This window comes from Flavobacterium indicum GPTSA100-9 = DSM 17447 (assembly GCF_000455605.1).
Classification (GTDB): domain Bacteria; phylum Bacteroidota; class Bacteroidia; order Flavobacteriales; family Flavobacteriaceae; genus Flavobacterium; species Flavobacterium indicum.
Window position 1 is genome coordinate 2,796,313 of record NC_017025.1, and the last position, 13,059, is coordinate 2,809,371.

13 protein-coding genes are annotated in these 13,059 nt (G+C 32.1%); 5 read left to right on the plus strand and 8 right to left on the minus strand.

Going from position 1 to position 13,059, the window contains the following annotated elements; genetic code table 11:
* Positions 1-14: 14 nt before the first annotated feature.
* Positions 15-575: a hypothetical protein gene (locus KQS_RS13065; protein WP_157868435.1), complete on the plus strand. Its 561-nt coding sequence runs from the start codon at positions 15-17 to the stop codon at positions 573-575.
* Between the two features lie 3 nt (positions 576-578).
* Here KQS_RS13065 and KQS_RS13070 read toward each other — a convergent pair whose 3' ends face one another.
* From KQS_RS13070 to asnS, 3 genes are all read right to left on the minus strand, one after another.
* Complete coding sequence (locus KQS_RS13070; protein ID WP_014389646.1) at positions 579-1,190, minus strand: hypothetical protein; 612 nt, start codon at positions 1,188-1,190, stop codon at positions 579-581.
* A 2-nt stretch (positions 1,191-1,192) separates the two neighbouring features.
* Complete coding sequence (gene rpoN / locus KQS_RS13075; RefSeq protein WP_041252121.1) at positions 1,193-2,659, minus strand: RNA polymerase factor sigma-54; 1,467 nt, start codon at positions 2,657-2,659, stop codon at positions 1,193-1,195.
* A gap of 85 nt (positions 2,660-2,744) precedes the next feature.
* On the minus strand, positions 2,745-4,181 hold the full coding sequence (gene asnS / locus KQS_RS13080) for an asparagine--tRNA ligase (protein WP_014389648.1): 1,437 nt from the start codon (positions 4,179-4,181) through the stop codon (positions 2,745-2,747).
* A 144-nt stretch (positions 4,182-4,325) separates the two neighbouring features.
* On the opposite strand from asnS, the gene KQS_RS13085 reads away from it, so the two are divergent.
* Positions 4,326-5,321, plus strand: coding sequence for an NAD-dependent epimerase/dehydratase family protein (locus tag KQS_RS13085; RefSeq protein ID WP_014389649.1), 996 nt, complete (start codon positions 4,326-4,328; stop codon positions 5,319-5,321).
* Between the two features lie 29 nt (positions 5,322-5,350).
* Here KQS_RS13085 and KQS_RS13090 read toward each other — a convergent pair whose 3' ends face one another.
* Genes KQS_RS13090 through KQS_RS13100 form a run of 3 tightly spaced genes read right to left on the minus strand, consistent with a single transcriptional unit; the run spans position 5,351 to position 7,748 of the window.
* Positions 5,351-5,668, minus strand: coding sequence for a DUF4296 domain-containing protein (locus KQS_RS13090; RefSeq protein ID WP_014389650.1), 318 nt, complete (start codon positions 5,666-5,668; stop codon positions 5,351-5,353).
* 7 nt (positions 5,669-5,675) lie between these two features.
* A complete protein-coding gene (locus tag KQS_RS13095; protein WP_014389651.1) occupies positions 5,676-7,016 on the minus strand; it encodes a dihydroorotase in 1,341 nt (446 codons plus the stop codon).
* A gap of 9 nt (positions 7,017-7,025) precedes the next feature.
* A complete protein-coding gene (locus KQS_RS13100) occupies positions 7,026-7,748 on the minus strand; it encodes a polyprenol monophosphomannose synthase (RefSeq protein WP_014389652.1) in 723 nt (240 codons plus the stop codon).
* A gap of 98 nt (positions 7,749-7,846) precedes the next feature.
* Between KQS_RS13100 and KQS_RS13105 the strand changes: the two genes are divergently transcribed.
* Entirely contained in the window at positions 7,847-8,509 is a 663-nt protein-coding gene (locus KQS_RS13105) for a DUF4271 domain-containing protein (protein ID WP_014389653.1), read from the plus strand.
* Between the two features lie 21 nt (positions 8,510-8,530).
* A complete protein-coding gene (locus KQS_RS13110; protein ID WP_041252337.1) occupies positions 8,531-9,280 on the plus strand; it encodes a uroporphyrinogen-III synthase in 750 nt (249 codons plus the stop codon).
* Positions 9,281-9,406: 126 nt separating this feature from the next.
* On the opposite strand, the gene pckA is transcribed toward KQS_RS13110, so the two are convergent.
* The gene (gene pckA / locus KQS_RS13115; protein WP_014389655.1) at positions 9,407-11,035 is read right to left on the minus strand and encodes a phosphoenolpyruvate carboxykinase (ATP); all 1,629 of its coding nucleotides are present in this window, start codon (positions 11,033-11,035) and stop codon (positions 9,407-9,409) included.
* Between the two features lie 73 nt (positions 11,036-11,108).
* On the minus strand, positions 11,109-11,492 hold the full coding sequence (locus tag KQS_RS13120; RefSeq protein ID WP_014389656.1) for a DUF423 domain-containing protein: 384 nt from the start codon (positions 11,490-11,492) through the stop codon (positions 11,109-11,111).
* A 137-nt stretch (positions 11,493-11,629) separates the two neighbouring features.
* Between KQS_RS13120 and KQS_RS13125 the strand changes: the two genes are divergently transcribed.
* Complete coding sequence (locus KQS_RS13125; RefSeq protein WP_014389657.1) at positions 11,630-13,000, plus strand: saccharopine dehydrogenase family protein; 1,371 nt, start codon at positions 11,630-11,632, stop codon at positions 12,998-13,000.
* Positions 13,001-13,059: the final 59 nt, after the last annotated feature.

Sequence of the window (13,059 nt, forward strand, 5' to 3'; positions counted from 1 at the left end):
TCATTAGATTCGTTTTGATATTTTCTTTAATTTCTATTACGAAGAGTTATTCTCAAGAAAATATTTTTAATAGAAGTTCCATTAAAACTGGAATAGGAATAGGCTATAATGACAGCAAAGAAGAAAATGGATTAGGATTAATTTACAACTTAGGCTATCAAAAAAGTTTCGGTGTTAAAGAACGATTTCGAATAAATCCAAACCTTATTATTGGTGGATTTTCTACAAATTTAATTACTGATACACGAGATCAATTCTATAGAATTACATCATTACAAATGAATGTAAGTTATGATGTTGTAAGATATAATTCTATATCTTTACTATTATGTACTGGTGTTTTTGGAAATTATTCTCGAGGCTTATTAGGTACTGGAGGAGAACTTCAAAATAATCAAAATTCAGAGTATTTCCAGAAATTTTATTTTGGTGGTAGTTTAGGAATCGGGCTAAGAATAAACCCTATTAAAAGCAGAATTGCTTATGAAATAAAACCTTTTACTATTCAACTTGGGAATAAAGGCTTTTCACTTGGTTATATAATGATGGGATTGGATATAAAATTTAAAAATTAATTTTTATATCTTAAAAATCCAAACTAAATATTGAGGCACAATACCAATCAACATTCCTGCAATCAATTCAATTGGAGTATGGGCTTTCATGTATAATCTAGAAGAAGCTACAAATCCAACACAAAGTAACAAACAAACTATGGTGTAAATAGCATTTATTTGTAAATAACTAGTAAATAGAATGGTAAACATGCACAATGAAGTTATTCCTATCATATGCAAGCTCGCTTTAAATCGCAACATCACAGAAAGTAAAACTATAAATGAACTTATAAATCCACCTACAAAAAAATGATACAATTCAGGATAATTTTGATGGACAGCTGCGTACTTTATTACTACGTACATTAAAAACAACTGAATAAAAATAGGGATTTTACGTTCTTCAATCGTTGCTTCAGTAAAAGAAGAAACTACGTTTAATATTCGGAGCAACAAATAAAAACACAAGGGTAACACCACAGTTAATATAACAATCTGAAGAAAAGTAATGTATAGATTTATTGTTGGAGTAGTATTTCCTGAAAATATAAAATAGAGTAAACTCCCATATATAGAAACAAAAATAGGATGAAATACAAATGAAAAAGGAACTAAAATATAGTTGGTTTTCATACTTATATTTTCTTTCTTAAACGCGCCACAGGAATATCTAATTGTTCTCTGTATTTTGCAACCGTTCTTCTTGCAATAGGGTACCCGCGTTCTTTTAGAATTACAGCTAAATCTTCATCAGGTAAAGGTTTATTTTTATCTTCTTCAGCAATAACTTGTTCTAAAATTTTCTTAATTTCAATAGTTGAAACATCTTCTCCTTCAGTATTTTTCATGGCCTCACTAAAAAATTCTTTAATTAGTTTGGTTCCATAAGGTGTTTCAACATATTTACTATTTGCCACACGAGAAACAGTAGAAATATCTAAACCGATCATATCGGCAATATCTTTTAGAATCATAGGCTTCAACTTTGTTTCTTCCCCTTCTAAAAAATATTCGTATTGAAAATGCATGATAGCATTCATGGTTACCATCAATGTTTCTTGACGTTGCTTTATAGCATCAATAAACCATTTGGCTGAATCCAATTTTTGTTTGATAAATTGAACAGCATCTTTTTGCGCAGAAGATTTTTCACTTGAATCTTTGTAGGTTTTTAGCATTTCTTGGTAATCCTTTGAAACATGTAACTCAGGAGCATTTCTCGAATTTAAAGTCAATTCCAATTCCCCATCAATTACTCGAATTGTAAAATCGGGTACTACATGCTCTACTACCCTACTGCTGCTATCAAAACTTCCGCCTGGTTTTGGATTTAATTTTTCAATTTCATCAATCGCTTTTTTCAATTGCTCTTTAGAAACATCAAATTTTTGCAACAATTTATCATAATGCTTTTTTGTAAACGCATCAAACTGTTTATCTATTATATCAATAGCTAAACTTACAGAATCCGTAGGAGTTTTGTGTTTTAACTGAATTAACAAACATTCTTGCAAATCCCTAGCGCCCACTCCAGATGGTTCTAATTGTTGCACTATAGTTAAAATGCGTTCCACCGTTTTTTCATCAGTATATATGCCTTGTGTAAAAGCCATATCGTCAACGATGTCTTGAATACTTCTTCGAATATAACCCGAATCTTCAATACTACCCACTAAAAATTCAGCAATTTCTCGATCTTCATCAGTTAAAATAAACGTATTCAACTGATTGATTAAATCTTGATGAAAACTCATTTGAGCAGCAATTGGCAACGATTTTTCTTCGTCGTCGTCACTGTAATTGTTGGTTTGATACTTATAATCTGGAGTTTCATCATTACTTAAATATTCATCGATATTTAAATCTCCTGTATCAATATGCTCGTTATCGTAATCGTCGTAATCGTCGTTTGAATTATCAAATGAATCTTCATAAGAATCTAAAGTAGCATCCACATCACCTTCTAAAGCCGGATTTTCAACCATTTCTTCTTGCAAACGCTGTTCAAAAGCTTGCGTAGGCAATTGAATCAGTTTCATCAACTGAATTTGCTGAGGCGATAGTTTCTGTGAAAGTTTTAAATTTAGATTCTGTTTAAGCATATTCTTGAGTCAAAAATCAAAAGTTAAAAGTTAAAAGTTTCAAACTAAACAATAGGATGAAACTTTTAACTTAAAATAGTATTTTTTAAAATTCTGCGTTTTGTGGTGTTCTTGGGAAAGGAATAACATCTCTAATGTTTGTCATACCTGTAACGAATAATACCAAACGCTCAAATCCTAAACCGAAACCAGAGTGTACAGCTGATCCAAATCGTCTCGTATCTAAATACCACCACAACTCTTCTTCATCGATTCCTAGCGCTTGCATTTTTTCTACCAATACATCATAACGTTCTTCTCGTTGAGAACCTCCTACAATTTCGCCGATACCAGGGAATAAAATATCCATGGCTCTTACCGTTTTTCCATCTTCATTTAAACGCATGTAGAACGCTTTAATTTTCGCTGGATAATCAAATAAAATTACAGGACATTTGAAGTGTTTTTCAACTAAGAAACGTTCGTGTTCCGATTGTAAATCTGCACCCCATTCTTCAATTAAATATTGGAATTTCTTTTTCTTGTTAGGTGTAGAATCTTTCAGAATATCAATTGCCTCTGTATACGAAACACGCTTAAAATTATTTTCTAAAACAAAATTTAATTTTTCTAACAAAGTCATTTCGCTGCGATCTGCCTGCGGTTTTTGTTTTTCTTCTTGAGCAAAACGTTCATCTAAGAACTTTAAATCATCTGCACAATGATCCACAGCATATTTTATTACATATTTAATAAAATCTTCGGCCAAATCCATATTGTCTGCTAAATCATTGAATGCCACTTCAGGTTCAATCATCCAAAATTCAGCTAAGTGACGTGACGTATTTGAATTTTCTGCACGGAATGTAGGTCCGAAAGTATAAATCTGACCTAAAGCCATAGCAAATGTTTCCCCTTCTAACTGACCAGAAACGGTTAAGTTGGTTTGTTTTCCGAAGAAATCCTCTTTATAGTTGATGCTTCCATCTTCATTTCGTGGCGCCGAACCATCTAAAGGCAACGCAGTTACTTGAAACATTTCGCCAGCACCTTCCGCATCCGATCCGGTAATAATAGGCGTATTTACATATACAAATCCTTTTTGTTGGAAGTATTGATGCACTGCAAACGACAACGCTGAACGCACACGCATAATGGCACCAAAAACATTAGTTCTTACACGTAAATGGGCATTTTCACGTAAAAATTCAAGCGAATGACGTTTGGGCTGCATTGGAAATTTTTCCGCATCCGAATCACCTAAAATTTCTAATGAAGCTACTTGAATTTCAACATTTTGACCAGCACCCTGACTTTCAACCAACGTACCTTTTACACAAATGGCAGCACCCGTAGTAATTCTTTTTAATGTTTCTTCAGGAGTGTTCTCAAAATCAACAACACACTGAATATTATGAATGGTTGAACCGTCGTTCAACGCAATAAATTGGTTATTTCTAAATGTACGTACCCATCCTTTAGCGGTTACTTCTTGTAACGTTTTGGTGTTGTTTAATAAATCAACAATCTTAGTATGTTTCATTTCCTATCTTTTCATTAAAAGTGCAAATATAGTGCGAAAAAATGAGTTAATAAAATGTTGACACGCACATTCAAAGCATTTTATAAAACGACATTAAACCGCTTTTTTATTGCTTGATTTGGGCATTTTCCTTATTTTTACCTCATGATTTTAATTACAGGCGCTACCGGTTTAGTTGGATTTCATTTGATGCAATTGTTGTCAAAAGAAGCTACACCTATTCGCGCACTGTACCGATCGGAAGCAAAAAAAGATCATATAAAAAACTTGTTTGAGGCTCAAAACCAAGGTCCTGTTTTTGAACAAATCGACTGGTTTCAAGCAGATATTTTAGATATTCCCAAACTAGAAGAAGCATTTAAAGGGGTTACCCATGTATATCATTGTGCCGCTTTGGTTTCTTTTAACCCCAATGACTTTAAAGAATTATATAAAAACAATATTGTAGGCACGGCTAATGTGGTTAATCTATGTTTGGCTTTTGGAGTAGAAAAGCTATGCCATGTGAGTTCAATTGCGGCTTTAGGTAACGGAACCGAGTACCAACTTTGCATTACTGAAGAAACTGACCGAAACAACGAACTCCACCACAGCGATTATTCGATTTCTAAATACGGAGCCGAGTTAGAAGTTTGGCGTGGCTATCAAGAAGGATTGCAAGTAGTAATTGTCAATCCAGGTGTGATATTTGGTCGTGGTTTTAAAGATTTTGGAAGCAGTTTGTTTTTCTCCAAAATCAAAAACGGTTTACCTTTTTACACCAAAGGAAAAGTTGGCATAGTTTCCGTTGAAGATGTAGTGAAAGCCATGCATCAATTAATGAAGAGTTCTATTTCTGGCGAACGATTTATTTTGGTAGCTGAAGACAGTACTTATCAAAATTTATTTACTGTTTTAGCGCATGCTTTTGGTGTGAATCCTCCAAAGATTGAAGTCAACAAATTAGTAACCTCTATTTTTTGGCGATGGGACTGGCTTTTTTCTAAACTGCTATTTACGAAAAGAAAATTAACCAAATCTACCGCTCAATCTCTCTTCAATCAAGAGTATCATGATTGTAGTAAGATTAAAACCGCTATTGGATTTGAATTTACCAATATGCCAACCTATTTAACAGAATTGGCCAAAGAGTTTAAATAAAAAATCACGCTGATAGCGTGATTTTTTATTTATTTTTGGTTTTGTAAACGTTCCAACACTCTTTTATACATGTGCTTGTATTTTCTAACATTAGCTGCATAATAGCGATTGTTTTGATGAAATGTAGCACTATCAATTTTATATTTTTTATAAATATAATCTTTAGGATTAATATTTTTTTCTATTAATTGTTCTGGTGCATTGGCAGAAGCGCCTTGCAAAACAGCTACATCATACATGATGTTTTCCATTGTTTCTTCATCCAAAAAATTTTCAGGTTTAGGAATCGGATTTTTTGAACATGAAACAACTAAAATTACAATTACAAAAAATAAAACTTTCTTCATATTTACATTATTCTCTATCAAACGTTAATCGTTTTCCAGCTAAAACATCTTTAACTTTTCCGTTTTGATAGACTAATTTACCATTTACAAAAGTGTGCGTAACTCTCGATTTCAAATTTAATCCTTCTAACGGCGACCAACCACATTTATATAATATATTTTCCTTTTTAACATTCCAAGGCAAATGAGAATTCACGATTACCAAATCAGCAAAATAACCTTCTTTAATAAATCCTCTTTTCTCAATCTTGAAAATTTTAGCTGGATTATGACACATTTTCTCTACGATTTTCTCTAAAGAAATTTTCCCTTTTGCATACGCTTCCATCATTAAAACCAATGAATGTTGTACTAAAGGCCCTCCTGAAGGACAAGTTGAATACGGATTTTTCTTTTCTTCCAGAGTATGAGGTGCATGATCTGTAGCAATAACATCAATTCTATCATCCAACAAGGCTTGCCATAAAGCATCTTGATCTTCTTGTGTTTTAACCGCAGGATTCCATTTAATTAATGCACCTTTCGTATCATAGTCTTTATCTGTAAACCACAAGTGATGCACACAAACCTCAGCGGTAATTTGCTTTTCTTCTAATGGAATTTTATTGGTAAATAATTCCATTTCTTTTGCGGTTGACAAATGGAACACGTGTAATCTTGCCCCTGTTTTCTTTGCTAATTCAATGGCTTTTGAAGAAGACAAATAACATGCCTCTGCACTTCGAATTAAATGATGGTATTTTACTGGTATATTATCACCGTACTCTTCCTTATATTTTTCTAAATTGGCCTTGATAGTAGCTTCATCCTCACAATGAACTGCAATCAACATTTTAGTAGAAGAAAATATTTTTTCTAAAACCTCTTGATTATCTACCAACATATTACCCGTTGAAGAACCTAAAAACAACTTAATTCCAGCAACATTTTTCGGATTTGTTTTTAATACTTCTTCTAAGTTATCATTCGTTCCACCCATCATAAACGAATAGTTGGCATAGGAAGTTTTACTTGCTATTTCGTATTTTTGTTCTAACAATTCTTGAGTAACAGCATTGGGAACAGTATTAGGCTGTTCTATGAATGAAGTTACACCTCCAGCAACGGCAGCTCTACTTTCTGAAGCAATGTTTCCCTTGTGAGTTAAACCTGGTTCTCTAAAATGTACTTGATCGTCAATAACTCCTGGCAGTAAAAAAGAACCCTCAGCATCAACAATAGTGTAATTAGGCTTAGCACTAATACTTTCGTCAATCTGACTAATAATTTCATTTTCAATTAACACATCCCCTTCAACTATGGAACCTTCATTTACAATCTTAGCATTTTTAATTAAAAATGTACTCATTTTATTGGATTAAAGTCTATTAAATATTTTTCTAATTCTTAACATAATTACGCCAAAAACAGCTTCTCTTATGATGGCACCACTCATTTTAGATTCACCTAAAGTTCGGTCTGTAAAAATAATTGGCACTTCTTCAATTTTAAATTTCTTTACAAATGCTCGGTATTTCATTTCTATTTGAAACGCGTAACCTACAAATTTTATTTTATCTAAATTGATAGTTTCTAAAACTTTTCTTCGGTAACAAATAAATCCGGCAGTTGCATCATGAATTTTCATTCCTGTTATCATCTTCACGTAAACAGAAGCAAAATAAGACATTAACACTCTGTTCAAAGGCCAATTTACTACATTTACTCCTTTTGAATAGCGCGATCCAATGGCCAAATCAGCACCGTTTTTACAAGCTTGATATAATTTTTCTAAATCATTTGGATTATGTGAAAAATCGGCATCCATTTCATAAATATAATCATAATTACGATTTAATGCCCATTTAAAACCATGTACGTAAGCTGTACCTAATCCAGATTTTTTTTGTCTTACTTCCAAAAACAATTTATCCGCATACGTTTTTTGTAACTCAACCACTTTATTGGCAGTGCCGTCGGGTGAATTATCATCTACTATTAATAAATGAAAGTTTGAAGGCAATTGAAAAACAGCATGAACTATTTTTTCAATATTCTCTATTTCGTTATAGGTGGGGATGATAACTATACCAGCAGACATATGATTTTATTTACAGTGCAAAATTAAGTTTTTTTTACATTCAAAATCTTAATAATTTTATAATTATTGAGAGAGAATATTTTTGTTACTTTTGCAGCATGAATATTCTTCTAGCTGAGCGCGTATTAGTTAATAAAGATTGGGCCACAATTTTATTTGTACTGGCTGCAATTATTATTGCAACCAACAAAACTATCTTTGAAGTTCGTTTTAATGAATTTCTACGCTTAGGATTTTCAGACAAATACAATAAAATTTACAAAGACACGAGTAATTTAATGAACTGGTTTACTATTTCCATGTTTATTATTCAATTAATTTCATTTTCGTTCTTTATTCTTCTGTTGTTAAGTTATTTTAAATACACTCAAACACACAATTATATTTCTTTCATTCAGATTTTTACCTTTTTATTTGTTTTTGTGCTATCAAAATTTCTTATTGAAAAAATAATTGGCACTACATTAAATGCAGAAAGTTTTGTAGAACAATTTAATCTTGTAAAAGTGAATTACAGAGCTTTTTTGGGATTAATACTTCTCCCGGTAAATATTATTTTATATTATAATCAAACTCCGGTTCAGTTAATATTTTATATAATCCTTGGTGTTTTCGTGCTATACAACGTGCTTACCTATTACTTTTTGATGAAGACTTATCAAAATATAATCATAGGTAAAATATTTTATTTTATTTTGTATCTTTGCACCCTTGAAATAGCACCGTATTATTTCATGTATTATTGGATAACAAAAAATTAGAATTTGTTAGATATGTCAAATTTGAAAGTGAAAACTATTTTGGTTTCACAACCAGAACCAAAGGTGGAAAATTCACCTTATTTCGACCTACAGAATAAATGGAAAGTAAAAGTTGATTTTAGACCATTTATCCATGTAGAAGGCGTTCCTGCAAAAGAAGTTAGAGCACAGAAAATCGATTTAAATAATTTTTCTGCCATTATTTTTACAAGTAAAAATTCAGTAGATCACTTTTTTAGAGTTGCTGAAGAAATGCGTTATAAAGTGCCAGAAGATTTAAAATATTTTTGTCAATCTGAAGCTATTGCTTACTATCTGCAAAAATATGTTGTGTACAGAAAAAGAAGAATTTATGTGGGCCAAAAAGAATTTACTGATTTAGCCCCATTAATTAAAAAATACAAAGACGAAAAATTCTTGTTACCCAATACCGACCAGTTAAATGCTGATGTTCCACAAACATTAGAAAATTTAAAAGTTGATTGGAAACAAGGTATTTTTTACCGAACAGTAATGAGCGATTTATCCGATTTAAAAGACGTTTATTATGATGTTTTAGCATTTTTTAGTCCGACTGGAATTAAATCTTTATTTAAGAACTTTCCTGATTTTCAACAAAACAATACACGTATTGCTGTATTTGGTGAAACTACTAAAAAAGAAGCTTTGGAACATGGATTACGTGTAGACATTATGGCTCCTGCTCCGGGAACTCCATCAATGACTGGAGCATTAGAAAAATATGTTTCTGAAACAAATAAAGGAAAATAAAAAATAGTATTTTATATTTTAAAGCGTTTAGAATTATCTAAGCGCTTTTTTTATAAATTCTATTAACTAAAAAAGCGCCAATGAATACATTGACGCTTTTTAATTTATAGTAGTAATTAGTTAATTTTAACCTAATTGAGGTCCCGCCATTACTAACGCTGCACCTTCTTCATTATCTGTGTATTGAACGAAATTTTTAATGAATCTAGCTGCTAAATCTTCTGCTTTAGCATTCCATTCAGAAGCATCTGCGTAAGTGTTTCTTGGATCTAGAATTGCCGTATCTACATTTGGTAACGCAGTAGGCACGGTAAAGTTAAATACTGGAACAGTTGAAGTTTCTGCTTTTTCAATAGAACCATCTAAAATTGCATCAATAATAGCACGAGTATCTTTGATAGAAATACGTTTTCCAGTTCCATTCCAACCTGTATTTACCATATAAGCAGTAGCATTATGCTCTTCCATTTTCTTTACCAATTCTTCTCCGTACTTAGTAGGGTGTAAAGATAAGAATGCTTTTCCAAAACATGCTGAGAACGTTGGTTCTGGTTGCGTTACTCCTCTTTCAGTTCCTGCTAATTTTGCAGTAAAGCCAGACAAGAAATAATATTTAGTTTGTTCTGGAGTTAATTTTGAAACCGGAGGCATTACACCAAAAGCATCTGCCGTTAAGAAAATAACTTTAGTTGCATGACCTGCTTTTGAAACTGGTTTTACTATATTTTCAATATGGTAAATTGGATAAGAAACACGTGTATTTTGAGTTACAGAACCATCTTTAAAATCGATAATTCCATTAGCATCAACAGTTACATTTTCTAATAATGCATCTCTTTTAATAGCGCCATAGATATCTGGCTCGTTTTCTTTACTTAAATCAATTGTTTTAGCGTAGCACCCTCCTTCAAAGTTGAAAACACCATCATTGTCCCATCCGTGCTCATCATCACCAATTAACTCACGTTTTGGATCTGTTGACAACGTTGTTTTACCTGTACCAGATAATCCAAAGAATACAGCTACATCTCCATCTTTTCCTTTATTTGCAGAACAGTGCATTGAAGCAATTCCTTGTAATGGTAAATAGTAGTTCATCATAGAGAACAATCCTTTTTTCATCTCTCCACCATACCAAGTTCCTCCAATTAATTGGATTTTCTCAGTTAAATTAAAAGCTACATAAACTTCTGAATTTAATCCATGTGCCTTATAATCTTTGAATGAAGTTTTCGACGCATTCATTACAATAAAATCAGGCTCGCCAAAATTTGCCAATTCTTCCGCTGTAGGACGAATGAACATATTGGTAACAAAATGCGCTTGCCAAGCCACTTCCATAATGAAACGTACTTTTAAACGCGTATTTTCATTTGCTCCACAAAAAGCATCAACTACAAATAATCTTTTACCCGATAATTGATTAACCGACGTTTCTTTTAATGCATTCCAGGTTTCTGTTGAAATTGGTTTATTATCATTCGCCGCTTTATCTGAATTCCACCAAATAGTATTTTCAGTAACGCTGTCTTTTACAATGTATTTATCTTTAGGAGAACGTCCTGTAAACTCACCAGTCATTACATTAACCGCACCAAGCTCTGTTAATTGACCTCTTTCATATCCTTGAAGTTTCTCGTTTAATTCTTCGCTATATAATAAATCATAAGAAGGATTGTAAACGATTTCTTGAACGTTTTTGATTCCATATTTTTCTAACGAAATCGATTTCGTAGATTGATCGTATGTATTCATAAATAATAAGTTATGTTGCTATTTATTAAAGTGCAAAAGTAAAAATTAAATTTTAGATATAAACTGATATTAGTTATTTTTTGATTAGAAGTTTATAAATCAGTAAGCCCCATGAAGAAAGTAAAAACATCCCTCCAATAGGTGTTATTGGTCCAATTATTTTTGATTTAATCCCCGTAATACTTGAAGTAGTTAACACATAAATTGATCCTGAAAAAAAGAAAATACCAACTACCGTCAAATAAAACACTATAGTTTTATCCTTCAAAGTTAACATATTTGAAGTCCCTACAAACAACAAGAACAAGGCATGGTACATTTGGTATTTTACTCCTGTTTCAAAAGAAGTTAATTGGTCTAGCGTTAACACTTTCTTTAAAGCATGCGCCCCAAAAGCTCCCAAAATGATAGCTAAAAAGCCAAAAACAGCAGCCACTATCAATATCTTTTTTTCCATTTTGTTTCAAAATTTCGAACAAATATACTAAAGTATAGTAAATGTATAGCAATTAAATCAATTTTAACTTTTAAGAAATATAACATTTTACTACCTTCGTGTGATATTATAAAAAAGCAACAAACCAAACTTAACTAATGAAAAAAATTCTAATCATCGGTGCAGGTCGTTCTGCATCTTCATTAATAAAATATCTACTACAAAAATCAGAAACAGAAAATCTTTTCATTACAATTGGAGACTTATCTGAAGATTTAGCCAAAAAGAAAACAAATAATCATAAAAACGCTCGAGCTATTGCATTTGATATTTTTAATGAAGCACAGCGAAAAGAGGAAATACAACAATCAGACATAGTTGTTTCTATGTTACCTGCTCATTTACATATTGAAGTAGCGAAAGATTGTGTAACTTATAAAAAACACATGGTAACCGCTTCTTACATTAGTCCGGCTATGCAAGAATTAGATCAAGTTGCCAAAGAAAACAATCTAATTTTAATGAATGAAATTGGTCTAGACCCTGGAATTGACCACATGAGCGCCATGAAAGTAATGGACGAAATTAGAGAAAAAGGTGGCAACATCATTTTATTTGAATCTTTTTGTGGCGGATTAGTTGCGCCTGAAAGCGATAACAACTTATGGAATTATAAATTTTCATGGAATCCAAGAAATGTGGTTTTAGCAGGACAAGGGGGGGCTGCAAAATTCATTCAAGAAGGAAAATACAAATACATTCCCTACAACAAATTGTTTAGAAGAACCGAATTTTTAGAAGTTGAAGGCTTTGGAAGATTTGAAGCGTATGCCAATAGAGATTCTTTGAAATACAGAAGTGTTTATGGTTTAGACAACGCACTAACTTGTTATAGAGGAACCATTAGAAGAGTGGGGTATTCTAGAGCATGGGACATTTTAGTACAATTAGGTATGACGGATGACACCTATGTAATGGAAGATTCTGAAAACATGACGTACCGTCAATTCACCAATTCCTTTTTACCTTACCACCCAACTGATACCGTTGAAATTAAATTACGACATGCACAAAAAATCGATCAGGACGATATTATTTGGGACAAATTAGTAGAATTAGATTTATTCAACTCTACCAAAATAGTAGGTTTAAAAAACGCTACTCCAGCTCAAATATTAGAAAAAATATTAGCCGAAAAATGGGCGTTACAGCCCCAAGACAAAGATATGATTGTTATGTATCATAAATTTGGTTACGAATTAAACGGAGAGAAAAAACAAATTGATTCTACCATGGTTTGTATAGGTGAAGACCAAACGTATACCGCAATGGCAAAAACAGTTGGATTACCTGTCGCTATTGCAACTTTAAGAATTTTAAAAGGTGAAATTAAAACGCCTGGTGTACAACTTCCTATTTCAAAAGAAGTATACGAACCAATTTTAAAAGAATTAGAAGAATATGGTGTTATTTTCAATGAAAAAGAAGTTCCTTATTTAGGATACAACCATTTGAACATAAACAATTAATAAAAATTAGTTTTATTCTATACAGTCCTTTTTGAAATCAATCAAAAAGGATTTTTTTA